Source organism: Acinetobacter sp. CFCC 11171, from assembly GCF_003268405.1.
Taxonomy (GTDB): domain Bacteria; phylum Pseudomonadota; class Gammaproteobacteria; order Pseudomonadales; family Moraxellaceae; genus Acinetobacter; species Acinetobacter amyesii.
Window position 1 is genome coordinate 89,694 of record NZ_LQXP01000002.1, and the last position, 26,074, is coordinate 115,767.

25 protein-coding genes and 1 pseudogene are annotated in these 26,074 nt (G+C 39.8%); 14 read left to right on the forward strand and 12 right to left on the reverse strand.

Annotation, left to right across the window (positions count from 1 at the left end):
* Positions 1-184 precede the first annotated feature (184 nt).
* Positions 185-1,264 (forward strand): 3-phosphoserine/phosphohydroxythreonine transaminase, encoded by a 1,080-nt coding sequence (serC, locus tag AVJ20_RS01850; RefSeq protein ID WP_111884024.1) that lies wholly within the window; start codon positions 185-187, stop codon positions 1,262-1,264.
* Between the two features lie 605 nt (positions 1,265-1,869).
* Here serC and AVJ20_RS01855 read toward each other — a convergent pair.
* Positions 1,870-2,802 (reverse strand): hypothetical protein, encoded by a 933-nt coding sequence (locus tag AVJ20_RS01855; protein ID WP_111883934.1) that lies wholly within the window; start codon positions 2,800-2,802, stop codon positions 1,870-1,872.
* 266 nt (positions 2,803-3,068) lie between these two features.
* On the opposite strand from AVJ20_RS01855, the gene AVJ20_RS01860 reads away from it, so the two are divergent.
* Both AVJ20_RS01860 and AVJ20_RS01865 read left to right on the forward strand, forming a co-directional pair.
* Positions 3,069-3,557 (forward strand): YaiI/YqxD family protein, encoded by a 489-nt coding sequence (locus tag AVJ20_RS01860; protein ID WP_372491130.1) that lies wholly within the window; start codon positions 3,069-3,071, stop codon positions 3,555-3,557.
* Positions 3,558-3,562: 5 nt separating this feature from the next.
* Positions 3,563-4,468 (forward strand): DMT family transporter, encoded by a 906-nt coding sequence (locus AVJ20_RS01865; RefSeq protein ID WP_111883935.1) that lies wholly within the window; start codon positions 3,563-3,565, stop codon positions 4,466-4,468.
* A gap of 7 nt (positions 4,469-4,475) precedes the next feature.
* Here the strand turns inward: AVJ20_RS01865 and AVJ20_RS01870 are convergent, their stop codons facing one another.
* Positions 4,476-5,045 (reverse strand): PilZ domain-containing protein, encoded by a 570-nt coding sequence (locus AVJ20_RS01870; protein WP_078192054.1) that lies wholly within the window; start codon positions 5,043-5,045, stop codon positions 4,476-4,478.
* A gap of 28 nt (positions 5,046-5,073) precedes the next feature.
* Here AVJ20_RS01870 and AVJ20_RS01875 point away from each other — a divergent pair, with 28 nt between their 5' ends.
* From AVJ20_RS01875 to AVJ20_RS01885, 3 genes are all read left to right on the forward strand, one after another.
* Positions 5,074-6,309 carry a lipoprotein-releasing ABC transporter permease subunit gene (locus tag AVJ20_RS01875; protein ID WP_111883936.1) on the forward strand — a complete coding sequence of 412 codons (1,236 nt, stop codon included), beginning with the start codon at positions 5,074-5,076 and terminating at the stop codon, positions 6,307-6,309.
* Complete coding sequence (lolD, locus tag AVJ20_RS01880; protein ID WP_111883937.1) at positions 6,302-6,985, forward strand: lipoprotein-releasing ABC transporter ATP-binding protein LolD; 684 nt, start codon at positions 6,302-6,304, stop codon at positions 6,983-6,985. Before AVJ20_RS01875 ends, lolD begins: the two co-directional genes overlap by 8 nt.
* A gap of 105 nt (positions 6,986-7,090) precedes the next feature.
* Positions 7,091-9,550, forward strand: a complete 2,460-nt coding sequence (locus AVJ20_RS01885) for a DNA internalization-related competence protein ComEC/Rec2 (protein WP_111883938.1) — start codon at positions 7,091-7,093, stop codon at positions 9,548-9,550.
* 31 nt (positions 9,551-9,581) lie between these two features.
* Here AVJ20_RS01885 and AVJ20_RS01890 read toward each other — a convergent pair whose 3' ends face one another.
* On the reverse strand, positions 9,582-10,553 hold the full coding sequence (locus AVJ20_RS01890) for a lysophospholipid acyltransferase family protein (RefSeq protein ID WP_111883939.1): 972 nt from the start codon (positions 10,551-10,553) through the stop codon (positions 9,582-9,584).
* 127 nt (positions 10,554-10,680) lie between these two features.
* Between AVJ20_RS01890 and sppA the strand changes: the two are divergent.
* A pseudogene (gene sppA / locus AVJ20_RS01895) lies at positions 10,681-11,705 on the forward strand (signal peptide peptidase SppA).
* Positions 11,702-12,511, forward strand: coding sequence for an alpha/beta hydrolase (locus tag AVJ20_RS01900; protein WP_111883940.1), 810 nt, complete (start codon positions 11,702-11,704; stop codon positions 12,509-12,511). The pseudogene sppA and the gene AVJ20_RS01900 overlap by 4 nt, the downstream one beginning before the upstream one ends.
* Before the next feature lie 78 nt (positions 12,512-12,589).
* On the opposite strand, the gene AVJ20_RS01905 is transcribed toward AVJ20_RS01900, so the two are convergent.
* From AVJ20_RS01905 to purM, 3 genes are all read right to left on the reverse strand, one after another.
* Entirely contained in the window at positions 12,590-13,027 is a 438-nt protein-coding gene (locus tag AVJ20_RS01905; protein ID WP_111883941.1) for an META domain-containing protein, read from the reverse strand.
* Positions 13,028-13,294: 267 nt separating this feature from the next.
* Positions 13,295-13,924 (reverse strand): phosphoribosylglycinamide formyltransferase, encoded by a 630-nt coding sequence (gene purN, locus AVJ20_RS01910; protein ID WP_111883942.1) that lies wholly within the window; start codon positions 13,922-13,924, stop codon positions 13,295-13,297.
* Between the two features lie 9 nt (positions 13,925-13,933).
* Positions 13,934-15,004 carry a phosphoribosylformylglycinamidine cyclo-ligase gene (purM, locus tag AVJ20_RS01915; protein ID WP_078190382.1) on the reverse strand — a complete coding sequence of 357 codons (1,071 nt, stop codon included), beginning with the start codon at positions 15,002-15,004 and terminating at the stop codon, positions 13,934-13,936.
* 134 nt (positions 15,005-15,138) lie between these two features.
* On the opposite strand from purM, the gene cxpE reads away from it, so the two are divergent.
* The 5 genes from cxpE to AVJ20_RS01935 all read left to right on the forward strand — a co-directional run bounded on the left by cxpE (position 15,139) and on the right by AVJ20_RS01935 (position 21,453).
* A complete protein-coding gene (gene cxpE, locus AVJ20_RS01920; protein WP_111883943.1) occupies positions 15,139-16,356 on the forward strand; it encodes a chloramphenicol efflux transporter CxpE in 1,218 nt (405 codons plus the stop codon).
* Positions 16,357-16,374: 18 nt separating this feature from the next.
* Complete coding sequence (hda, locus tag AVJ20_RS01925; protein ID WP_078190380.1) at positions 16,375-17,079, forward strand: DnaA regulatory inactivator Hda; 705 nt, start codon at positions 16,375-16,377, stop codon at positions 17,077-17,079.
* Positions 17,080-17,197: 118 nt separating this feature from the next.
* Positions 17,198-17,458: a CSLREA domain-containing protein gene (locus AVJ20_RS18580; protein WP_228157140.1), complete on the forward strand. Its 261-nt coding sequence runs from the start codon at positions 17,198-17,200 to the stop codon at positions 17,456-17,458.
* 2 nt (positions 17,459-17,460) lie between these two features.
* The gene (gene rbtA, locus AVJ20_RS01930) at positions 17,461-19,008 is read left to right on the forward strand and encodes a rhombotarget A (RefSeq protein ID WP_265735968.1); all 1,548 of its coding nucleotides are present in this window, start codon (positions 17,461-17,463) and stop codon (positions 19,006-19,008) included.
* A gap of 24 nt (positions 19,009-19,032) precedes the next feature.
* The gene (locus AVJ20_RS01935) at positions 19,033-21,453 is read left to right on the forward strand and encodes a CSLREA domain-containing protein (RefSeq protein ID WP_111883944.1); all 2,421 of its coding nucleotides are present in this window, start codon (positions 19,033-19,035) and stop codon (positions 21,451-21,453) included.
* Between the two features lie 88 nt (positions 21,454-21,541).
* Here AVJ20_RS01935 and AVJ20_RS01940 read toward each other — a convergent pair whose 3' ends face one another.
* The 5 genes from AVJ20_RS01940 to AVJ20_RS01960 form a co-directional block, all read right to left on the reverse strand.
* Positions 21,542-21,946: a DUF3106 domain-containing protein gene (locus AVJ20_RS01940; protein ID WP_078190378.1), complete on the reverse strand. Its 405-nt coding sequence runs from the start codon at positions 21,944-21,946 to the stop codon at positions 21,542-21,544.
* Positions 21,936-22,256, reverse strand: a complete 321-nt coding sequence (locus AVJ20_RS01945; RefSeq protein ID WP_078190377.1) for a hypothetical protein — start codon at positions 22,254-22,256, stop codon at positions 21,936-21,938. The genes AVJ20_RS01940 and AVJ20_RS01945 overlap by 11 nt, the downstream gene beginning before the upstream one ends.
* A complete protein-coding gene (locus tag AVJ20_RS01950; RefSeq protein WP_111883945.1) occupies positions 22,253-22,867 on the reverse strand; it encodes an RNA polymerase sigma factor in 615 nt (204 codons plus the stop codon). Before AVJ20_RS01950 ends, AVJ20_RS01945 begins: the two co-directional genes overlap by 4 nt.
* A 160-nt stretch (positions 22,868-23,027) precedes the next feature.
* The gene (locus tag AVJ20_RS01955) at positions 23,028-23,804 is read right to left on the reverse strand and encodes a TrmH family RNA methyltransferase (RefSeq protein WP_078192042.1); all 777 of its coding nucleotides are present in this window, start codon (positions 23,802-23,804) and stop codon (positions 23,028-23,030) included.
* A 52-nt stretch (positions 23,805-23,856) separates the two neighbouring features.
* Positions 23,857-24,831 carry a class 1 fructose-bisphosphatase gene (locus tag AVJ20_RS01960; RefSeq protein WP_078192041.1) on the reverse strand — a complete coding sequence of 325 codons (975 nt, stop codon included), beginning with the start codon at positions 24,829-24,831 and terminating at the stop codon, positions 23,857-23,859.
* A 184-nt stretch (positions 24,832-25,015) separates the two neighbouring features.
* Between AVJ20_RS01960 and AVJ20_RS01965 the strand changes: the two genes are divergently transcribed.
* Positions 25,016-25,213, forward strand: a complete 198-nt coding sequence (locus AVJ20_RS01965; protein ID WP_078190373.1) for an NF038105 family protein — start codon at positions 25,016-25,018, stop codon at positions 25,211-25,213.
* 269 nt (positions 25,214-25,482) lie between these two features.
* Here AVJ20_RS01965 and pal read toward each other — a convergent pair whose 3' ends face one another.
* Entirely contained in the window at positions 25,483-26,052 is a 570-nt protein-coding gene (gene pal, locus AVJ20_RS01970; protein WP_111883946.1) for a peptidoglycan-associated lipoprotein Pal, read from the reverse strand.
* Between the last annotated feature and the right edge of the window lie 22 nt (positions 26,053-26,074).

Below are 26,074 nucleotides of genomic sequence, written 5' to 3' on the forward strand. Positions count from 1 at the left end.
GGGATAAAAAATATCAGTAAATCTAATAATTTGAATTAATAAGAATTAATTTTGATCTTTATTGAAATTTTGACTTTAAATGTCAGACAGCATTGGAATATTTTCAGCTTTAACTACTGCAAGCACGCGTCAGATATGGTTAAATGCCATCATTTTATTGTGTTTCACTTTGAAAGGAAAACTCATGCGCGCGTACAACTTCTGTGCTGGTCCTGCTGCATTACCCACTGCCGTTTTAGAAAAAGCTCAAGCTGAAATGCTTGACTGGCAAGGCAAAGGCCTTTCGATCATGGAAATGAGCCACCGTAGTAAAGACTATGTCGCTGTGGCAGAGAAAGCAGAAGCTGATCTTCGTAAGCTGATGAATATTCCAGACAACTATAAAGTGTTATTCCTTCAAGGTGGCGCATCACTTCAATTCTCTGCGATCCCATTAAACCTATTGGGTAAAAACAGCAAAGCAGACTATATCCACACTGGTATTTGGTCTGAAAAAGCGTTGAAAGAAGCACAGCGTTATGGCGACATTAATGTCGTTGAAGCGGGTACCACTATTGACGGTAAACTTGCGATTACTGATCAAAGCACTTGGAACTTATCTGATGATGCGGCTTATGTGCATTATGCAGATAATGAAACTATTGGCGGTCTTCAGTTTGCCAATATTCCTGAAACAGACAAACCATTGGTTGCCGATTTTTCATCGAGCATTTTATCTGCACCGTTAGATGTATCTAAGTTCGGTTTAATCTATGCAGGCGCTCAGAAAAATATAGGTCCTGCTGGTTTAACTTTGGTGATTATTCGTGATGATTTATTGGATCAAGCGAAAGCAGATATTCCAAGTATCTTGAAATATTCAGCTCAAGCGAAAAATGGTTCAATGGTGAATACACCATCAACTTATGCATGGTACTTATCTGGCCTCGTTTTTGAATGGTTACTTGAGCAGGGCGGTGTAGACGCAATTTATAAAGCGAATATGGCAAAAGCTGAATTGCTTTATGGTTATATCGATTCAAGCGATTTTTATGCAAATCCAATTGCAAAAGAATTCCGTTCAATCATGAACGTACCATTTACTTTGGCGAATCCAGATTTGGAAAAACAATTCTTGAAAGAAGCTGAAGAAAACCACTTGCTTAATTTAGCCGGTCACCGTTCAGTGGGTGGTATGCGTGCAAGTATTTATAATGCTGTTCCGCTAGAAGGTGTTCAAGCACTGGTTAACTTTATGGATGACTTTGCAAAACGCAACGCATAATTGTAAAGGCATAAAAAAACCGGCAAATGCCGGTTTTTTTATTGAATAGATTAAAAAATAAAAGTATGTAAAACGTATGCACAAATCAGCATACCTAACATAAAAAATAAGCAGGACATTGGCTCGATTTGATATCGAGATTCCATGTGATGGTCAACTTGCGATAAGTTTTCTTCTTGCACGACTTTCATAGATATTCTTTCCGATCTATTTATCGTTAATTACTATTTCTTAAACGCATTTTTAACATAATTATTTGATTAAATAAAGTACTATCTGCCGTAAACTTACTAAACTATTTAGTTTATTTAAAAATAAGCAACTGAATTGATAAATTTAGTTTCATAAATTTCCTATCTTATTCATTTATATTAGATTTTTATATTTTATCCTTTGTAGATGGATTTATTTAGCAGCATTATTTTGAATTTAATATTGTGGATAAGTTATTTTAATTTGAATTTAAAAATAGAATATATTGACTGGTTTATGGATAAGAAATATTCAATCATTTAAATATTCAGCGAATACACATGATTAGCGAGAAATAAAAAAACCGCACTGAGGCGGCTTTTTTTATGTGAAATTGGTTTTTTCAGTTTAAATTAGGCTGATTTTGCGTAAATATTGGCTTGTATCCACAGGTTGCCACGAATATATTGCCCAACATTGAAATCTTTATGCGCCGGATTTCTTGTTGCAACACGAACAATCACCGCTTCTTGGTTTTCTTCGTGGATTAAGGTCACATCATACAGCGTATAGTCTTGCTCTTTAAATTGCATGGCAGTTTTGCCAACAATATGCCCTTGGAACCATGCTTCGTCTTCTTGTCCGAGGTTTTCACCATATAGGTATGCAACCATTTTAGAAAAATCGACGGTGACTGGTGCTTTGTCATCTTCAGACTTTGGTTGCCACGCTTTAATTTGTTCGTGTAAGTCTGCAGGGGCAACACCGTTGTTTGCTGCCAATATATCGTTTAAAGCACGATGATGTTTAATCGATGCAGGATCATCAACAACAAGCTGTTCATGTTCTGCGACAGCTTCGAGTTCATAGGCCCAAGCATTGAGTTGCACACTGTAGGTTACATCTTTTTCATATTGGTCGTGATTGACGCTATATAAACTATCAAAAGCATACACACTGGTATTTGCGCCTAAGTCGAGGCAAAGCACAGCTTGCGTATTGGATTTACAGGTAATAATACGTTCAATGGTGGCTTTGGTTTTATATGGGCTATCAAAACTTGGAAATGCAGTTTTAACGGCTTTAGGTTTATTATTTTCTACAGCAATCACTTGGCAAAGTTGAATAGACGCTTGAGATGGACCTTGAATCAGCCATGTACTTTGATCCATATCAGATTCTTGTGCACATAAGCCCATCGGCATAATGGGTGCATCCAATGCCTGACCCAGCCAAACTGGTACATCCGTTGTCGGGTTGCCGGTGAGCAAATTCCAATGTTCAACATGACTACCAAAAGTTTGATCTTCAATAGTGATAATTTCAGGGCTATTTTGTTTTTTCATATGCACAATTGATATTGGGTTGGTTTCATAATTAATAAATCGAGGGTTATTTGAAATTTTCAAGTCACCGACGTCATATTTATCATGAAATCATGCATAAAAAATGTTTTCAGTAGGATTTAAATGTTAAAGCATTGGAAAATAGGCTCAACTTTGGCTCATTTTGCAGCTTTTCGATTCTCATGATTAGAGAAATGTAGATCCATTCAGCGGATGCAGATCCCCAAATTGTCATGTAGATTTGTTACTATGGGCCATGTTTAAAAGTGAATGGAAAATCAGTGCTGCCATTTAAATTATGGGTGGATGCAGATGCGTTACCACGCATTTTACGTGATGTAATTATTCGTGCTTCTGATCGTTACCAGTTAGAAGTCACTTTTGTCGCCAATCAAAATGTTGGGATAACGCCTTCGGTCCGAATTAACTCGATTCAAGTCATGAGTGGGGCAGATGCAGCGGATAAAGAAATTATTCAGCGCATGAAAGAGCACGACATCGTGATGACACAGGATATTCCACTTGCTGCTGAAGTGATTGAGCGGGGCGGTATAGCGATACATCCTCGGGGTGAGATTTATACCACAGCAAATGTCAAAGCACGTCTACACTTACGCGACTTTATGGATACTTTACGAGGCGCAGGTGTGCAAACCGGTGGTCCAGCCCCGATTTCAGAACGTGATAAGCGCGAATTTTCTAGTAGCTTAGATCAAACCATTCAAAAGCAAAAACGTAAAACGGCGCAGAAGTAAAAACCATGCCATCTAAAACAAATCTAGCGACGACCTATGCGTTGTTGGTGTTCATTTGGTCGACTACGCCACTTGCCATCGTTTGGAGTGTCAGTGATATCAATGCGTTTTGGGCACTGACATTACGCTTTTTTATCGCATTACCCTTGGCTGTCGCATTATTGTTTATTTTTAAACATAAACTTCCGATGGATAAAACCTCGCTGCACAGTTATTTGGCGGGGGCATTTAGTTTTATTGGTTCTCAGATTTTTACCTATATGGCAACGGCCTATCTCAGCTCAGGCATTATTGCCCTGATGTTTGGTTTGGCACCAATTATGACGGGTCTGATCGGTCGTTTCTTCTTTCATACCTATCTGCATCGCTTGCAATGGATGGGGATGTTGATTGCCGTCTGTGGTTTAGCCATTATTTGCTTAGGCGGCAGTGATCAGCACGTACAGCCTGTTGGCATCGTCTTAATGTTAATGAGCGTATTCGTCTACTGTATGTCGATTTTTTGGGTGAAAAAAGTCAATGCGCCATTGCAGCCCATGTCTCAAGCCACGGGTTCGATTCTTATCTCAGCACTATTTTCTGCTGCAATGCTACCGTTTATTTGGCAATATGCACCGACACAGATGCCTTCGACCAAAGCACTCATTGGCTTATTTTATGCAGTGATTATGGCTTCATTGATTGCAATGTTTTGTTATTTCAAACTGGTACAAAACATCAAGGCGACAACTTTGTCTTTAACAACGGTACTCACACCCATGCTTGCTATGCTCTTTGGTGCTTTACTGAATGATGAAAAATTATCATTGATGGTTTTACTTGGTGCTGTGATTCTATTATCAGGCTTGTTTGTTTATTTTTATAAAGATTTTCGGGCGAACAGAGAGCTCGCCCACAAATTAAAACATTGATTAAAAATCACTCTTTGTTTTGGGTCAGTGCGATACACTCTGCAAGTTTGACGCGGTCTTGAGGGAGCAGTGTGATAAAATAGGCACCCGTACGGTATAAGTTGCTTTCTTCTTCACGGCTATAAACCACTTGCGCAGTTGCCGCAATATGGAAGAAATTTTCAGGGTGGCTTAAGGTCACATGGATATAAGTACCTTCTTTAATCGCGCGTTCACTAAAAAAGCTCAAACCAGTCTCTGAAAAATTCACATGCTCAGGCACTGGTAACATGCTTTGTACAATTGCGTCGTATAAAGAACCCGTAATAAGGTTTAACTTTTGGTTAAATAAGGATAAGATTCGAGCAATTTGTTGATCTTTCTCAGCTAATTGTTCTAATTCGTAGTTGAGTGCATGATCAAATTGATCTAATTCAGCAAGTAGTAGAAAATAGCGCGGCAATACAAAATTAGGATCGTAAGGATCATTCAGTGCAACATCATCAGAGATAATCTGATAGTTGATGCGCAAAGCAGCATCGATACGCGACATTACACGGCGTTCAGTTTGAACGCTTTGATGCTGTAAATTTTCCATAATATATATTACCTCGGACTAGATGGTTATGTTTAAACCAATCTCGCTGTATATAGGGTTGAGATACACTCGCGCTCGGCGCAGTAACCACTTTATTTCTTTTATTGCTCTGGTATCCATGATCGGCCTCACGCTTGGTGTGGCAGTCCTTATTACAGTTTTATCTGTGATGAATGGTTTCGATCGTGAGCTGAAAACTCGTGTCTTAGGAATGATACCTCAAGCCACTGTTTCTTCAACACAAATTTTAACAAATTGGCCTGAACTTGCAAAAAAAATTGAGCAGCATGAGCATGTTCAAGGGGTCGCACCATTCACCCAATTACAGGGAATGTTGACGGCACAAGGTCAAGTGTCTGGCATTATGGTCAGTGGGATTGAACCGCAGTATGAAAAAAAGGTATCAATTATCCAAGACCATATGGTGGAAGGCAGTATCGATAACCTGAAAAAAGGTGAGTTTGGTATTGTCCTTGGCAAGCAAATGACAGATGCCTTGGGTTTAGGCTTGAATGACAGTGTGACCTTGGTGCTTCCTGAAGCAACACCTTCTCCGGCTGGGGTAGTTCCGCGTTTTAAACGATTTAAAATTGTGGGTATTTTCAGTATTGGTGCAGAAGTTGATTCGATGATGGGCTATGTAGCCCTGAACGATGCGTCGACTTTATTAAGACTGCCAGACGGTGCACAAGGCATCCGTATGAAGTTGGATGATATTTTTGCAGCACCACAAGTCTCTCAAGAAATTGTGCGTGATCTACCTGCAAACTTCTATGCTTCAGATTGGACTTATACACACGGCAACCTGTTCAGTGCGATTCAAATGGAAAAGGCAATGGTAAGTTTATTGCTGTTCCTGATTGTATTGGTTGCAGCATTTAATATCGTGTCTTCATTGGTGATGGTGGTCACTGATAAAAAATCCGATATTGCCATTTTGCGTACTCTAGGCGCTTCACCGGCTACAATCACGCGGATCTTCATGGTGCAAGGTACAGTGATTGGGGTGATTGGTACGGTGTCTGGGGCAATTTTAGGGATTATCGCTGCATCTAGTATTAGTAATTTTGTTGGTTGGTTGAATACAACACTGGGCTTAAATATGTTTGATGCTTACTTCATCAACTATTTACCGTCTTATTTAAGATGGCAAGATGTTGTGGTGATTGTGTCCTTATCATTGGGTCTTAGCTTTATCGCGACTATTTATCCGGCTTTACGTGCAGCTAAAGTTCAACCTGCAGAGGCTCTACGCTATGAGTAATTTAGTTTTAGATGCCCAAAACATTACCAAATCTTTTACTGATGGTAAGTCTACAGTCGATGTAATTCGCGGACTTTCATTACAAGTCAAAGCAGGTGAGTTTGTTTCAATTGTTGGTTCAAGTGGCTCTGGTAAAAGTACGTTGTTGCATGTATTGGGTGGCTTGGATCGTCCAACATCGGGTCAAGTGTTGATTAATGGTCAACGCTTTGACACTTTAGGTGAAGCAGAGCGTGGATATATCCGTAATGAGCATTTGGGTTTTGTGTACCAATTCCATCACTTGTTGCCTGAATTTACCGCGTTTGAAAATGTGGCGATGCCATTAATGTTACGTAAGTCGAGTAATTTCAAAGAAGTCAAGCAGCAAGCTGAATACCTGTTGGAACGCGTTGGACTTTCCCACCGCATGACGCACAAACCCGGTGAGCTTTCAGGCGGTGAACGTCAACGTGTGGCTTTGGCTCGTGCATTGGTAGCAAAACCTAAGTTGATGATGGCTGATGAGCCAACAGGGAACTTAGACCGCAAAACCGCGGTGAAGATTTTTGAGTTGCTATCTGAGTTGCGTAAAGAATTTAATATGGCCATGTTAATCGTGACCCATGATGAATATTTAGCTCAATCTGCTGATGCGATTTTGCATATGCAAGATGGTTTATGGGTAGATGACTAAGCGCTAAATTGATTTCGCAAAAATTAGTGGATTAAGATTGTTTGATTGAAGCTCACCGCGGTGGGCTTTATTATTGCCAGCACATAATAAAAATAATGATGACTTATGTTGCAAAGCTTTTGTATTGGCTGGATTTTAGGCATTTCTTTTATGGGGTTCAGGTTTTGGAATCCACATATTTCGACAGCTCAGTTGCTTTTTATTGTTCTGATTTGGCTAGGTTTACAGCTTTGTATTTCACCAAAACTAAAAAGTATTTTTTTGAAAATCTTACAGCTCAGTACAAATCTTTGCATGGGCGCAATTCTCGGCTTTAGTTTTGCCAATACTCAACTCGATCAGCGTTTGGCATTGGTTGAACATCAGAGCAGACAAGGCGAATTTATTGCGTATATTCCACAGATCAGCCAACTCAAAGACCAAGCAATTCAGCAAAAAATTGAAGTGCTCAATATGAATCAGCAGATTCAATATTTTATGGCATATTTACCCAATTCAATTTTGCAAAATAATGAACAGACGATTCAGTTGGTCCCTGGACAATACTATCGTATGTATGGTGAGTTACGACCTACCCAAAGCTATGTGACCGAAGGTGCATTTGACCAAGAAAGGTGGAGCATACAGCAAAATATACATGCCAGTTTAAAGGTGAAGTCGGTTGAATTGATACCACCTCAACATATGACTGCGATGGGTTATGGCCAGCAATATCAACGACATCAAGGTGTGTTACATCAGTTCAAAATAAAAGTCGAAAAGCAGCGTTTATATTTAAGAGCGTTTATATACCAACAACCGCTGCAGAATCATGGCTTGCTGTTAGCGCTGCTTACAGGTGATAAAAGTTTACTCACTGAAGGCACCAGTGAATTATTTCAACGCTTTGGGATGAGTCATTTATTGGCGATATCTGGTCCACATGTACTTGTTTTTGCCAGCATGCTTTGTTGGGCGATGCAGTTAGGTATTCGCAAATATTGTCCCAAAATTTATCTCAAGTGGCCTAAACAATATGTATTGGTCGTGCCCTTTATCTTCTGTGTCCTTCTATATTGTGCATTTACCGGTTTTGAAATACCGGCGCTGAGAACGCTGACGATCTGCCTTGTCGCCAGTAGCATGCTGTTGTTACGGCAAACCATTCAGCCTTTTCAACTGCTGGTTTTTAGTGCCGCTATTTTATTGCTAGTGGACCCCTTTAGTATTTTATCCGCAGCATTTTGGTTGTCTTATGGCGCATGCTTTATTTTACTGCGGATTTATCAAACCTTAAGGAAGCATTTACTGGCTCAAACGGACGCCAGTTTTTGGCAAAAGTTAAAGCATTCAATGTGGTTGATGGTGGAATCACAATGGAAAATCTTTGTCGCTTTATTTCCATTGATGGTGATTTTTTTCAAGCAAGTGACTTGGATTAGCCCACTAAGTAATTTATTTGCCATCCCGTGGTTAGGGACTGTGGTGGTTCCTTTAGATATCATCGGAGGGGCACTTTCTTATATTTCTACACCTTTGGCGCATTTGGTTTTTTTATTCAATGATCTGTGTTTGGAAATATTGCATGTGTTTCTCTATGGCTTAGATCGACTCTTTGCACCAAAAATGCACGATGTCGCATTGACGTCAACTCAAATCATACTGTTGATACTCGTTGTAGTAATCTTATTTTTACCTGAAGGTATCTTGCCAAAATATTGGGCGGTCATTGCCTTTTTTGCTCTGTTTATCCCATGGAGAAATTCAGCAAACTTTCAACTTTCAATTCTAGATGTGGGGCAAGGGCAGGCGATCTATATCCGTTCTGTAGATCATCATATGATGGTAGACTTCGCTGGAAACTATGATGAAAGTCAATTTAGTGTCGGGCAAAATATCATCCGGCCATTTTTGAGTGTGAATGGTGTCCATCGACTAGATCGGGTGTTATTGACTCATTTAGATCAAGACCATAGTGGTGGCTTTTTCTCATTGGAGCAACAGCTTGATATCGGGCAGCTTTCAAGCAATGAGCGAGTACAAACCACGAACCAAGCTCCACAGCGTTTATGTCAACGTGGTCAGCAGTGGAATTGGGATCAGCAAGTATATTTTGAAATACTCTCGCCAAAGCCTGAAGATCTGACAGATGCCAAATGGAATGCCAATGAACGTTCTTGTGTTCTATATGTCACGGTCAAAGGCGTCAATGGCCCACGACATTTTCTATTGATGGGGGATGCCGGTTGGGAGACGGAATATCAAATATTAAGTGATTATCCAGATCTAAAAGTCGATGTCTTGGTGCTTGGGCACCATGGTAGTCGGCACAGTTCATCCTATGCATTTTTAAACCATTTTAAGCCCAAGTTGGCGATTGCTTCCGCAGGGCGCTTTAATCGTTATGGACATCCTGCAAACATGACACAAACACGTCTCAAACAATTAGACATTACACTCTTGCAAACTGCACAAAGTGGAAGTATCCATTTCAAGCAAAATAAACAGCAAATTGAACTAATTGAAGAGCGGACAAAGTATAAATGGCTCGATCTATATCGCAGGCTATCTAAAGAATCCGAATAGAAAAACTACTTCAAGTATATTGCTTGAAATGTCATTCTGCCACATTTTTTATTGTTTGAAGTCTTTGATATTCCTCACGAATATCACGAATGCGTTGAGCGGCTTCTTCATCACTAATATTGTATAGATTTCTCAATTTTGGGTTGGCTTTAAAGCGTTTATAGCTCCAGTGATAATGCTCTGGATAACGATGAATTAAATCTTCCACTGCTTTAAAGATAACTATAGAGCCATCATCTGCATTGCCTTGATAGATATTCTCATCCATAGGTTCGATATGCATATCAAAACCATGATTATCGTTACGAATGGCATACAGTAAGAGCGCACGAGCTTTGGTTTTTTGAATTAATTTTGCACTTAAATTGCTGGTTTTTAGTGGAATACCAAAGTATGGAATCATTTCGCCGCCGGCATTGGGGGTATGGTCTGGCAAAATCACAGTCGTCCCACCTTGTTTTAAGGCTTTGAAAATCTGACGTACACCTGATTCATCCGTAGGAACCAATATTGCTTGCTCACGGCTTCGAGCAGCACGGACAAAATTGTTGGCAGATTCGCTTTTTACCGGCTTGTACATGATGGTCATTTGAGTGTACTGCGCAACCCATGCATTCATTATTTCCCAAGTACCAAAATGTGGTACTACGAGTACAACGCCTTTTTTTAGGGCGAGCGCTTCATGTAAATATTCAGCGCCATGTACGTGATGAATCCGTTGAATATTTTTTTCTGTACTTGCACCCCAAATATTAAAAAATTCAAAATAAGAACAAAGTTCGTTTCGAATCGCTTGTTTAGTGAGTTGAATGCGAGCTGACTCTGATAATTCAGGCAATGCAATTTTGAGATTGCGTTGAATCGTAGAGTAGGTTTTAGAGATTTTTAAAACATTGACTAACCCAGCCAAACCTTTTGCAATTAATCTTGAAATTTGAATAGGTTGACGGCTGATAAATTTTAACAGGTGATATGTGGTGTCCTGTGAATTTTGGTCGGTCATCTTATTTAAGTCTGAAAGAAATGAAAGAAAATTTAAAATAATTATAGGGGAAAATGAATTGATTAGACAGTTATAGCGATTAGCGTGTATATAATGACTACAAATTAACGATCAAATGGGTTTTTTTATGTCCGAATGGCCACCAAAACCTGAAGAAAAACAGCAAAGTTCTTCAAACAATATTCAGCAGCCAACTGGAAATGAATGGAAAATATTAGAAAAAGCCGTGCTTTCTTCCGTTGAAGAACAACGTAGAGCACGTAGATGGGGTATATTTTTTAAATTTTTAACCTTTGCTTATTTGCTATTTATTATCATTGCGATGGCAAAAAGTTGCAGCATGTCATCATCTGATCAAGCAGCGACAGCGGGTTCACATATTGCCGTGGTTGATATCATTGGGACCATTGCAGCGGACAAGCAAAGTGTAAACAGCGCAAATACCATCAAAGCTTTGAAAAAAGCTTATGAAAATAAACAAAGCAAAGCGGTTGTTCTAAATATTAATTCACCGGGTGGTTCACCTGTTCAGTCTGATGAAATTTGGCAAGAAATTCAGTACTTGAAAAAAGCCCATACCGATAAAAAACTGTATGCCATTATTGGTGATACAGGCGCTTCAGGTGCGTATTATATTGCGTCTGCGGCAGATGAAATTATTGTCAATCCTTCAAGTTTAGTGGGTTCGATTGGCGTGATCATGCGAATTATGGTGTTAGTGGTTTGATGCAAAAATTCGGTGTAGAAGATCGCACCATGACTTCGGGTGAGAACAAAGCCATTTTATCCATGACTCAACCTGTAGATGCGGCACAAAAAGCACATGTTCAAGGTGTACTTGATAATGTTCATGCGCATTTCATTAATGCAGTGAAGGAAGGTCGCGGTAAGAAATTAAAATCAAATGATCCAGCTATTTTCTCAGGTTTATTTTGGACGGGTGATCAGGCTGTGAAGCTAGGTATTGCTGACCGTACAGGTAGTTTAAATAGCCTGAAACGTGAATTGAAAACTGAAAAAGCCGTGAACTACACCATTGAAAATAGTCCGTTTGATTCTGTACTAGGTCGTATGGGAAGTTCATTTGGTCAAGGTTTGGCAAGCGCATTGTCACAACAGGTTCAATCTGAAAACAGCACGAAATTACAATGAAACCGTTAATTCATTTTGCGCACGCCAATGGCGTGCCATCACGGGTTTATCAAAAATTGTTTGATTTACTGAGTGATGAATATGATGTGATCTATGTGCCGTTACTTGGGCCAGATAAGCGTTACCCAATCGATAACCATTGGAAAAGCTTAACACAGCAAGTCATTGACAGTATTGTACGTCAGGCCAATGGTCGTAAGGTGATTGGATTAGGTCACTCATTAGGTTCGGTTTTAACATTTCAGGCTGCTTTACAACGCCCAGAATTGTTTGAACAAGTGTTAATGATTGATCCGCCTATGATCATGGGGAAAGAGTCTTTTGCTTTGCACATCGCAAAACTCCTCAAACTTAAAGTCCTCGATAAAATGTCCCCAGCAGGATTGTCGAAGCATCGTCGTGATCATTGGGACAGCCGTGAACAAGCAGCAGAGCTTTTAAGGCCGAAAGGTTTTTATAAAGATTTCGATCCAGACTGTTATCAAGCTTATATTGATCATGCCTTGATGGACGATAAACTGCGTGGTGGGGTGGAGTTGACGATTTCACGTGATGATGAAGTTCATATTTTTCGAACCAATCCTTCACTGTGGTGGTTACCTCATGCTCAACCGCAAGTACCTGTACAGCAGTTAATTGCAGAGCAGGGACCATTTTTAGCTCGGCACTTTCCACAAATGGTAGAGAAAAAATTTGCGATTCCATTTAAAGTTGCTGCGGGGAGTCATATGTTCCCCTTGGAACATCCTGTGGAAACTGTGGAATTGATCAAAGATTTACTTAAATTGTCTAAGCGTCATCATTGAACCTTAAAAACGACAACACATAAAAAAAGCACTCTATAGAGTGCTTTTTTTATGAATGAAACATTCTACTTTTGAGATTTATTTCGCATTTTCAAATTGTAAAACAACTTTGTTTTTGGCATCTAAAAATTTCAAATGATTTTTAGAGGCATCATAATGAGTAACTTGGCTCAATGCCTGCGAAAAATGTTGAGGAATATTTGTCGCAGTCAAACACTCTCTTTGTGTTGTAGCAAGGTTTGAAAATTGGATTTTTGTGTTTTGCACAGCGTAACCGCCCATGAATCGATTACAACCATCAGAACCACTTACACGAGTATCGTCGAAAGTGATGGTGGGTACGTTCGAATTGTTAGGGTCAGCTTCAAGCTTAACGCCTTGAATTTCACTCGCAACCCAATTTTTGTTTTGTAATTTATCTAAATTACGATCAGTAGCCGGATTTGATGTCGTAGCACAACCAATCATACCCAGTGTTATACATGCACAAGTCGCCAGTGTGATGGATTTTAACATGTGATTTTCTCCACTTTTTTTTGAAGGATGTAATATTTCTAGATTTATAAGGTTTACTAATTGCAATATAAGCTTATTATTTTAATGATGCTAAAAGCTTTAATTTAACTAAAAACTACATATTGATCATAAAGTTGAACATTCTGCAAAAATGGATTTTAGATTTTAGATTTTAGATTTTAGATTTTAGTAATAAATAGAGTTTTATTTGGCACTGAAAAACAAAACGCACCCTAAGATGCGTTGATTGTTAAATTATACAGTTGCTTAGAACTTACAGAATTGAACAGGTTGTTGCAAAGGCTCGCCACGATATAAAACACCGTTTTCAGTGTGTTGAATGGTGCCATTACAAATCCATTCTGCCACTTGAGGGTAAATCACATGCTCAAGCACGTGAACCCGATCTGCCAGACTTTCAGCATGATCATGCACATTGACTTTAAGCACGCCTTGAGCAAGCGCTTGACCAGCATCCAGTTCTGCAGTCACATAGTGAACTGTACAGCCATGGAAGACATCACCGGTGTTTAAAACACGTTGATGAGTATGCATTCCTTTATAATTTGGCAGCAGAGAAGGGTGGATGTTAATCATTTTTCCTTCCCATGCTTTGACAAATTTTGCGCTTAAAATGCGCATAAAGCCTGCCAAAATGACCAAATCAACATCCCAGTCGAGCAGTTGTTGATGCATCACATCATCAAAAGCTTCACGACTTGGATATTGCTTATGTTCAATGACTGCAGTTGCAATCTTTGCTTTTCTTGCACGTTGCAGTGCAAAAGCGTCAGGTCTATTGGAAATTACCCCAACGATTTGACCTGATAGATTGGCATCGATCAGGGCTTGCAGGTTAGATCCGCTGCCTGAAACAAGTACAGCAATTTTAATCATGAACGTTGCTTATGCGAAAACTACACGGATTTTTTCGTCAGCGCCTTCAACAGATTCAGCATTATCTGCAATGTGACCCATTGTAAATGCTTTTTCGCCAAGGCTATTGAGTAATTCAACAGTTTTGTCAGCATCGGCTGCATCAACCACGAGAACCATACCTACGCCACAGTTAAATGTGCGGTACATTTCAAATTGTTCAACACCACCTTCTTTTTGAAGTAGTTTGAATAATTCTGGCCATTCCCAAGATGCTTCATTGACTACCGCTTGAGCACCATTTGGCAGTACGCGAGGTAAGTTACCCGGTAAACCGCCGCCTGTGATGTGCGCCATAGCGTGTACATCCACTTCTTTCAATAACTGAAGAATTGGTTTTACATAAATACGTGTTGGTTCCATTGCTGTATCTGCAAGTGGACGACCATCAACGATTTGAGTAAGGTCAACGTTTTTCACATCTAAAATTTTACGAAGAAGTGAGTAACCGTTTGAGTGTGCGCCAGAAGATGCAACACCAACTAAAACGTCACCCGCTTTAACTTTAGAGCCATCAATAATTTTACTTTGCTCAACTACACCTACGCAGAAACCTGCAAGGTCATAGTCTTCGCCTTCATACATACCTGGCATTTCAGCAGTTTCACCGCCAACCAATGCACAACCTGCAAGTTCACAACCCGCACCGATACCAGTCACAACATTTGCTGCAACGTCAACGTTGAGGTGGCCAGTTGCATAGTAGTCAAGGAAGAACAGTGGTTCAGCACCACATACAAGAAGATCGTTTACGCACATTGCAACCAAGTCTTGACCGATTGTGTCATGACGGTTCAAATTCAATGCTAAACGTAATTTTGTACCAACACCATCTGTGCCAGATACGAGAACAGGTTCTTCATAACCTTTAGGAATTTTACAAAGAGCGCCGAAGCCGCCTAGGCCGCCCATTACTTCAGGACGTGCAGTACGTTTCGCGACAGATTTGATACGATCGACTAACGCGTCGCCCGCTTCAATGTCGACACCTGCATCTTTGTAGCTTAAACCAGTGTTTGGGGTAGAAGTTGAGTTGCTCATAATGAAGTCTCCGCATTCGCGCGGGGATTATAACCTGAATATGCAAAACTCTTATGCTATTTCGCACTAAAATGTTATCTTTATTAAAATATTTTCCTTTCTATAACGATTACATTGAAAAAAGGTGACTTTATATGGGTGATCGCACCTTGCGCCGAATATTTATTCTTGCTGGGATAGCATTGATCATATGGGTTTTATACTTATTAAAGCCTGTAGTTGTTCCTTTTATCGGCGCATTTCTAATTGCATATTTATTTAGCCCTTTAGTCGATAAATTACATAATATTGGCTTGCCGCGCTGGTTATCTATCAGTTTGGTCTTTATTGGAATTGGTGTCGCTATATTCCTTGCAATGTGGTTCCTCGTACCACTGGTATGGGAACAGTTGATGTATGCAAAAAACAATATTCCAAACAATATTCATTGGGTCAACTATACATTCCTGCCGTGGTTATCAGAGACATTTAATCTTGTACCGATGGAAATTGATACAGAGCAAATGTCAGCAGCGATCATGGAGTATATTCAAACCAACTATAGTGCAGACAGTATCCAAGCCATGTTGTTAAAAGTGGCACAATCGGGTCTGAATTTCATACAGATTGGTGGCACGATTGTCTTAATTCCAATCATAGCTTTCTATTTCTTATTAGATTGGGAGCGTATGTTAGAAAACATGCGTCGACTTATTCCACGTAAATATGAAAAAAGCACGCTCACAATCGTGGGCGAATGTCATGAAGTTTTAGGTGCATTTGTAAAAGGCCAATTCTTGGTAATGTTCTTATTGGGCGTTGTTTATGCGGTTGGACTCCAATTAGTCGGTATTGAGGTTGGTATCATCATTGGGATGATTGCGGGTCTAGCCAGTATTATTCCGTATTTGGGTTTTGCAGTAGGTATTATTTCGGCAATTGTGGCTTGCCTGTTCCAATTCGGTTTGGATTGGGTGCATTTGGCCTTAGTACTGGTGGTATTCATGGTAGGGCAGGCAATAGAAGGTTATATTTTACAGCCTTTCTTATTAGGCGACAAAATTGGTTTGTCTCCTGTGGCAGTGGTATTTGCAGTCCTTGCAGGCGCGCAATTGGCAGGACTCCTCGGAATGCTCATTGCACTACCCGTTGCAGCGATTATTGTGGTCTTATTACGTCATGCACGCGAAAATTACGAGAAAAGTAATTTATACCGAAATGATGTACTTGTCGTAAATGATGCTGCAAGTGGCACTTTAAACGTAGAAACCAATCAAGTTGCTGTCGATATTGAGCTCAAAAATCAGTCTGCAAATTCGCTGCAAGATCCTGAAATTTCGAGTAACATTGAAAGATCAGAACATAAAGATTGATAAGGCCAAAATATAGATATGCGTCAATTGCAGCTAGATATAGAACCACAACTCGATGCCCGAATTAGTGATTTTTCTGGGCCGAGTTGGGGGCATGTAATCGATGGTGTTCGTCAGTTACATGCTGGTTTAATGAATCGTTTCTATATCTATGGTGGAGCTGGCACAGGAAAAAGCCATTTACTGTCTGCAATATGTGACTCCTATTTAGAAATTGGCAAATCAGCAATTCAAGTTTCATTGCTTGAATTGCTAGATGCTCCCACTGAAGCGATTACTTCGCTCGATCGCTATGACTTAGTGGCTTTAGACGATATTGAAGCGATTAGCGGAGTTCCACATTGGCAAAAAGCTGTTTTTCACCTGATTAATTATAATAACGAAGAAGGTGGTCAATTGGTCTTTTCATCTCGGCTGGCGCCCATTGAACTCAAACTTGAACTGCCAGATTTACAGTCTCGATTAACTCAGGCTGTCAGTGTAAAAGTACCAAATGGTAGTTTATACGCAGACCGACAAGCACTCGTAAACTCTGTTTTGGCGCGACGTGGCATCCATATGGATCAACAAATTGTAGATTATTTGTTGGCACATGGGCCGCATCAGGCATCCATTTTACTTAGATCTTTAGAACAACTGATTCAGATGTTAAAAGGTGAAAAAGTCAAATTGAGTCATGCAAATTTAAGACAGATTTTTGCCCTAATTGATGAATATCGGTAAGCAATAAAAATTCTTGAGTAATTACTCAAGCTGTGACAAAGTACATAAAAATATTTTAATGTTGCAAGGATTGTGCAACTTAAGAATAAAAAGATAAAAAATATTTAAGGAGATGGATATGCTCAAACAGAGCATAGGTATTGGCATGCTTCTCATAGCAGGTCATGCATTTAGCGCAGAAATTATCGTTACAACCACTGAAGATGTTGTAAAGGATGACAAGGAATGTTCACTTCGTGAAGCCATAGAATATATCAATAATGGTATGCCAGAAGCCGGATATAATGGTTGCGGGGGTAAAGACGCCTATGCCTCAATTTCTCTGAAAAAAATGAAGTTTATAAACTCACTAAAAAAATTGATATTAAAGCAGAACTGAATCTGAAAACGGCTTATGACAGTAACGTCAATGAAGATGTCGTACTCGGTCTTAATAATGCCGTCATTGAAATGACGGGTAAGGATCAAATTTTTAATATTAATGATGGCGAAAAAGAACTACTTGCGATCAATTTTAAAGAAATTTCATTTAAAGGATGTAAGCAAGATCAATGTGCTGATAAAGGCGGCATCATTTTTAATAATGAAAAACTCACACTTGAAAATGTAAAGTTTGAAGATGGTTATGCACGACTTGGTGGTGCAATCTACAATGTTGGATTCTCAGAAGATGGCGCAGCTGTAGCAAGCCGTCTATATATACGAACCACGATTTTTCAAAACAACAAAGCGGTAGATGGTGGTGCAATTTACTCAGAAGCACCGGCTTATGAAATCTATACATCTTTGTTCAAAAATAATGAAAGCACTTCTGGTCGAGCGATTGTTTACAATCAAAATGGGCTCGCAGACATCAGCAAGTTGGTGTTCAGTAACCCTCAAAATATCATTGCCAATAGTACCTTTTTCAAAAACAAAGGTTTTGCTATCAACTTACGTGATGGCTTAGCACTCAACAATATTACTGTACTGAAAAACAGTGGTGGTATCGAACTAAATAGTACCTCTGAACATGCTTATTTAGCCAATAGTGTGGTGATTGGTAATGCACTCAGCGGTACAGCTCAAGATTGTAAAGTCGTGAATTCAGGAACAGACCAATCTGTTTTTTATAACAACTTAGTGGCTGCGAGTTGTCCTGTTGGACCTGCTGCAAATTTAAATGATGTGTGGTCTGGGACAAGTTTAATCGCGGGTGAAGATGAAGGTAGCTGTAAAACCTTAACAGAAGATCGTAATGCACTTTTCTGTCCATTTACCACAGCAAATAACGCATTTATTGGTTATTTACGTCCTCGTATTTTATTAGATTACGAAACGATTTTCTCAAGCCTGATATTAAATAAGGGGAAGACAACAGCCGATGGCAATGAGCATCATGTGTATTGTGAGTCTTCTGATCAGCGTGGAAAAAATCGTAATTTGGATGATGTCTGGTGTGATCGTGGTGCCATCGAAATTGTGGTTCCTGTGAGCATGCCTCGCTTAGGTAAAGACATACGTACAGGTGAAGTGGCGAAGTTTAATATCTTAGACGCTTTAGGTGACAGTGATTTAATTCCAAAAGAAGAATGTACAAAAGTGATGGGTATGGCAAATCCAACAGGTGAGCCATGGCAAGATGGTTGTCCAATAGTTGTACAAAGCACCGAATCAAAAGGTAAATTTACACTGAATTTGAATGGTGATTTTGAATACACGCCAAATGGAAATTGGCATGGCGCAGATATTTTTGAATTGCGTGTGGTGACGTCTTCAACCCGTTTTAATACTTCGGCAAAAAATTATTTAGCTGCAGAAGTGCGTATTTTCCAAGAACCAAACAATGAAATGGAAAGTAAAACCGTTAAAACATCAGGTGGTGCTCTAGGCTGGGCAGGTATTTTTGCACTACTTGGCTTAGTTGGATTTCGTCGCTTTAAAAAATAGTCTGGATAGAATTAAGGACAGCACATGAAAAATTATAAAAAAGGATTGCTGGCGGTCATGGTCCTTGCGGCTATGTCATCTATGGCAGCGACAAGTAACATCATCAAAGTTACGACCTTTGATGATGAAAATGGAGAAAATCTCAATCAATGTTCTTTACGTGAAGCAATTGAAACTGCGCGTAAAAACAAATCTTTTGGTGGATGTAATGTCGGCAATCCAAATAATGGGCAGACCGATTATATTCAACTTGAAGCAGGTGAATATCTTCTGACCAAAGGTGAGTTAGTTCCGCTCAATCAGATCGTGATTGAGGGGAAAAGTCGCTTTAACTATGATTCAAAAAATTTACTGACGCAGAAATTTCCTGCCTATGAGGATATTAGAACGACGATTAATGCCCAAGGCAAATCGCGTATTTTTAATACTTCACGCTCAGAAGCCAACTTTATCGTCAATAATGTACGCCTTACTGGCGGGATGGCAGAAGACCGTGGTGGTGCCTTGTATTTAGGGGGAGCATTTACCTTAAATAATGGTGCAATTGAAAACTCTCAAGCCAAAGTTGCTGGCGGTGCAATCTACTCCGTTGCGCATAATATGTCGAAAAAAACATTATTGGTGAGCAGTTTAGTTCAGGGCAACATCGCACCTAAAGGTAGTGTTGTCGCTATGGATTGTATCGGGAACTTGGGGGATACCCAGCCTGAAATTGTGTTCCAGCAAAGCAGTATTATTCAAAATGGTTCATCGACGAGCAATAGTGTGATGGACTTCTGTGGAAATGCCAAGGTTGAACTGACAGCAAATACGATTGCAAAAAACCAAGCAAATCCAAGTACGGGTAGTATTATCCGCGCCATTTCTCAGGGAACGGAACGTTTAAGTGCTTTTTCTAGCTTCGTTTTAACCAGTAATACAATAGTCGAGAACAATGCGGCTAGTACCTATTATTATGATAACAATGGTACAAAGGCTTGGTATTTCAATGTATTGGCCTACAATACTGGTGGAAAATCTTGTCGTTATCTGAATAATGCAGTACCTGATAATGGTCAAAAATTTGTGGCAAGTAATAATGCATTTGAACTGGCAGCCGCACAGTGTGATTTACCCGAAAGTGTGCTGAATAGTACGGAAAGCTTTCTGCAAAACCATGATGTAAGTAGCTATGCTATGGGGACTTTGTTAAGCGCCCTACAAACAAAATCTGCTTATAATTTGTATTTACCTTTGTATTATCCGAAAGCGATCGGCAGTGGTTTTGACTTAATCAATCTTGGCTTAGACGGCTGTAGTGATGCGGATCAACGGGGCATTTTGCGGATCACAGATGGTACTTTACAGTTATCACCTACGCAAAGAAACACATGTGATATTGGTTCGGTTGAGTTAATGAATTTAACCGCAGCAGATATGGCAGATATTACCAATGAGTCTTTAACAGCTCTGCAAGATAAGTATCAAAATACAATTGATGCTTTGAAAAAGGATATCGACGATCCAGATTATGCAGAATACAAAGTTGCCAATCAGGATGATTTAACAAAATACGAAGCGGTATTAAGTGCATTAAAAAATAACCTCAAATATCGTGCAGTTTATTTTGATCCATTCCCAGCATCATTACCTCAAGAAGAGTCTGTGAACGGAAGTGCTGAAACACGACAAATTGCCTTAAATGCTGACAACTATACCGTGACGACTTCACCAATCGGCATTGGTAGTGAAATTACAGTGTCTAGTACAGGCCAAGCAAGTATTGTGGGTAATCCACCACATGACCTACACTGTGATTGGGATGTGGGAATAAAACAAATCGTTATATATCGCACTAGTGGGGCAACAACAGCGCCTACCGAATACGGTTTTTGTAAATATACCTTAAAACAAAAGACAGGGAGTCAGGCGGAATCCTCTGGTGTGGTCCGTGTGGCATTTAAAAATATGACCCCAGTGGCCAAAGCTGCTCAATACACAATTAGTCCGTCAAATAATTTGTCTGTTACCGTCAATAATTTATTAGAAAATGCTAATGCTAATGATGATGGTGATGGTCCAGTTGCATCTATGCCAGCGGGCAAATCGGTATGGCATAAAAATGAAGAAGGCCAAATTATTCCAATTCGTTTTACGAAAATCCCAGCAGGTTTGAACTTTGAAGCTGAGTATAGTGGCAGCTGTCCAGCAAGTTATTTAAAGGAAACCTGCTACGGTGGCAAGATTACCTTCTCTGTAAAAAATGGCTTTAGTCAGTTTGACTATCCTGTTGAATATAGCGTTGTCGATAGTGATGGCATTGCCTCAAGTAATGCAATTCTGACCCTTAAGAATACCGCGAAAAACACCAACTCTTCTTCTAGCGGCGGTGGCTCTATGGGATTATTTGGGCTGTTGACACTGATTGGTTTAGGTATGTATCGTCAGCGTCGGTTGAGCAAGTAATACAATAAAAAAGCCTCGATAAGAGGCTTTTTTTTATGGCTTAACTAATGTAATTGATTTGATTTTCGCAACATGCTGCTGTTTTAGATTAGTGAACGACAGCGATAGGCTGTAAATATTTATTGATATACTCATCGCGAATAGCAGGTCTTTCATCAGGACTAGCTTTTTGCATACGTGTCGCGAGTTCTTTACGTTCTAAAGTACTCATTTTTTGCCAAGTTTCGCGCATACGTTGCTTTTCACTATCTGGAAGTTGAGTGAACCAATCCATGCGCTGTTGCAAGCTGACACGTTGATCTGCAGGAATCTCTTTGAGTGCCTGATACTTTTTAATTAAAGCCTGTTGTTCTGCTTCAGATAGCGAATCCCAAGTTTCATTGACTTGAGTATCTGCATCTTTTGAAAATATCCAAAAGCGATCAAAGCCAGCAAAACTGGTTTGCAAAAAACTAAAAGCACAGAATGCAATTGCTAATTTTTTAGCTGCCATGTGGAACTTTGTCCTCACCCAGAACCATCAACATTTCAAGATCTTCTACCATTTGAGGGGAGAGCTTAGGGGTTGAAATCACTTGATTTTGTGGTTTGTCATCCAGTACAGTCGCATTCGGTAAAATGACGAAACCTGCAATTGCTGCTGCAAGTGCAAAGCCAGACATTTTCCAGAAACCATAACGAGAAGTTTCGCGCTGATGAATATCTTCAAGCACGTTATTCATGACAGTTGCTTTGTCTTTATGGTGCTGTGCGAGTCCATCAAGTTTGGAAGTTACTTGCTTTAAGAAATCATCTTGTTTCATTCGGATGATCCTCCCATATGTGGATTCAAATGTGCCAAAGCGGTACGTAAACCTTGAATGGCACGGTGGTAATGTGTTTTCACACTGCCTTCAGAACAATTCATAATTTCTGCAGTTGTATGCGTATCAAAGCCTTCCCAAGCTCGCAACATAAATGCTTGTTGCTGGCGGACTGGAAGTTCTGCGATAGCATCTTGTATTTCCTCTGCAGTGACAGCCTGATCCAGAAAGTCGAAGGGGTTTGGTGTAGATTCATCTACCACATCCTGTATCTCGACATCGTCGTCATCTAGGCTGACTTTTCTAAATAAGGAAAACGGCTGCGAACGACGTGCTTCTTTTCGACGCCAGTCTTGCAGCTTGTTATTTAAAATGGTGTAAAACAGGGGATACCATTCCTCTGTGGACTTTTCAGCATAAGCTTTATGTAAGGAAATAAAGGCTTCTTGCACCAAGTCCATGGCAATGCCATGTTGACCGTGCGTTGCACTTTCCATCATTACTAAAGCACGCCCCGTCACTTCATTCATGAAGTTTTTCAGGCGAGACTCAGCTGTGCTTTTTAAAACACTGCTGTCTTGCGTCTCGGACTTTTTGGGTGCTAAATCCATAGAGATGGAAAATCCTGTCATCGGATACCCACCATTATTTCCATATTCATATACAAATAACGATGGAAATAACGGTTAGGTTGACAAAAAGAATTATTATTTTTTCTAGTGTAGTCTATTTTTTTCAGGCTTAAGCGCTAAATACAATAAAATAACGATTTTACTGACGCTGACGTACCATTTCAAAAAAACAGATCGAGCCAGCAATGGCTACGTTTAGTGATTCTTGACCACCCGGTTGAGGAATCGCAACGGCTTCGGCATGTTGTAATGCATACTCAGAAACACCTTGACCTTCATTGCCTAAAATCCACACACATTGTTTGCGTAAATTTTTGCTATATAGGTTTTCAGACTGATGTGAGCTTGTTGCATACACTGGAATTTTGAATTTCGTCAAAATATCTTCAAGGGCAATATTTTCAAAGGTATTTAATGAAAAATGTGCGCCCATACCTGCGCGTAATACACGCGGTGACCAGAGCGATGCAGAGCCTTTGGTACAAACAACTTGTTCAATACCTGCTGCGGCAGCAGAACGGAGTAGGGTGCCTACATTTCCTGGGTCTTGAATATTGTCTAAAATTAAGGTGTCTTCACTGAAGTTAAGCGCTTCACTTGAACTTGGTAAATCCACAATCGCTAAGCAAGCAATAGATGTTCCAAGTGTACTGATATCTTTATATAAAGATTCACTTAGAATGAACACAGCACCTTGATATTGTTCCGCAATGCGGTCGAAGTCGGCATGATTAATTGCTTGTTCAGTGGTGAAAATCGATTTGATTGGACGTTTTGAGTCTAACCATGACAACACCAAGTGTGTGCCTTCCAAAACAGTTTGACCTTGTTTTTTACGGTAGGCATTTTGTTCAATTAAGCCACGTAGGTGCTTAATTTTCGGGTTGTCTTTTGATTCGAGATAAATCAGAGCCATGGGGGAGATATCCACGAAAGTCAGCAAAAATACTGACTTTCGTTATAAGAAATTAATTATGGTATGACGTAACTAGGTCAACTTCGTTTTTAGAACCAATAATCACAGGAACACGTTGATGAAGTTCTGTTGGTTGGATGTCTAGAATGCGAACACGGCCTGTTGTAGACGCACCGCCAGCTTGTTCCATCAACATACTCATTGGGTTTGCTTCGTACATTAAACGTAGACGACCTGCTTTTTTCGGATCTTTGAAGTCGTATGGATACATGAAGATACCGCTACGGCAAAGAATACGATGAATATCACCCACCATACATGCGACCCAACGCATATTGAAGTCTTTTTCACGCGGGCCAGTTTTACCTGCAAGAAGTTCGTCGATATAACGTTTTACAGGTTCTTCCCAGTGACGTTGGTTCGATGCATTAATTGCATATTCTTTAGTGTCTGCTGCAACCGCAATCGCATCTTTAGTTAATAAGAATTCTTTGCTTTCTGGATCAAAAGTAAAGAAGACTACGCCAGCACCGACAGTTAGAGCCATCATTGTTGATGGGCCATACAGTACATAACCTGCAGCCGCTTGGTTAACTCCCGCTTGCATGAAATCTTCAGCTTGCGTTACGGCATTTTTTGCAGGAAGAATTGAGAAAATTGTGCCAACACACATGTTGATATCGATGTTGCTTGAACCATCTAATGGGTCGAACAAGACAAGATAATCACCATTTTCTTGAGCTGGCGTGAATTCATCTAATTCTTCAGATGCCAGACCGCCGACATGTGGATGAACTTTTAATGCATCGATGAGGTAATCATTTGAAATGACATCAAGTTTCTTTTGTTCTTCACCTTGAACGTTTTCGTGTTGCGCGCTACCCAATACACCAGCCAAAGCACCTTTTTGTAAAAGAAGGTCGATGTCTTTGCATGTATTACCAATTGTTTCAATAACTTGTGCTAATGCAGGAGTAAGATTACCACTTTGTTGTTGTAGAAATTGGGAAAGGGTGAGATTTGACATAACCGGAAAACTCCAAATATTAATTTATCAAAAATGATAAAAATGTGATTGTGCAACATTTTAGATGAGAACGATGGAAAAGAAAAATTAAACTAGACTATTTGTCGTGATTTTACCCTTGCAAGTCCTGAATAACATGCTATGTTGAATCTAATGTATAAATCGAAAGACAGGGAGCACAACAATGACCACACAAAAATTTGATGCGACTCCGACTGCAACTGAGGGATTGAATTTAGACGATATTTCTGCGGATACCGTAAAAGCTGCATGGAGCAGTTACGAAGCAAAAGCAGAGTATAAAAAGTTCAATAAACATGACCTCATTGAGTCGATGCAAACAGAAAAAGAAAATGCTGAACATCCAGAAGCAGAAGCGTAATGATTTGGATTGTTAAGCTAATTTTCTAGTTGTTAAAGCTAAGGATCTCGTTTTAAAAGTCGTTCATTTGCATTTTTAATTGGATATTTTCTTAAAGTTCTAAAGCCGCTAATCGAATTTATCCTGAGTTAAAGGGCTAAATTGAGTTAAAGCACAGAACGTTGCAACAGAACGATGAAAATGAAACGATATAAATTAAATGATACAGGTTAAATCAAAAAAGCACTCATTAATGAGTGCTTTTTTTTTAGCTCAGACTTATTCAAGTCTTATTTAAGTAGTGGAGGAACCGCTTCGTAGTTAATTTCTACACGGCGGTTTTCTTTCCATGCATTTTCATCATGACCCGCATTGATTGGCATTTCTTTACCATAGCTAACTGCTTCAAGCTGATTTGGACTTACACCCGTTGTAATCAGGAAGCTTTCAACAGCTTTGGCACGACGTTCACCAAGTGCCATGTTGTATTCACGAGTACCACGTTCATCGGTGTGACCTGTTAAAGCAACGCGTGAGTTTGCATTAGCAACAAGGAACTGTGCATGAGCTTGAAGGGTTTGTAAGTCTTCATTGCTTAGCTCTGTACTGTCGTAGTCAAAGTGTACTACGCGCTTCGCTAAAAATGCTTTATTCGCTTCAGTTACACCTTTAGATGATGCACCCGCTAGGTTTTGTGCATTAAGTGCTGCATCTTCACTTAAACCAGAAGTGTTTACAGTGGTTGAGCTATTTGGGTTTTGTCCTGCTTGTACGTCTGCTGCAGGTTTACGGCTGGCACAACCAGTCATTACTAGTGCTGTAGCTAAAACAGGTAGCGCAATCAGTTTTATCGCTTTCATATTGATCTCCATGACGGTTATT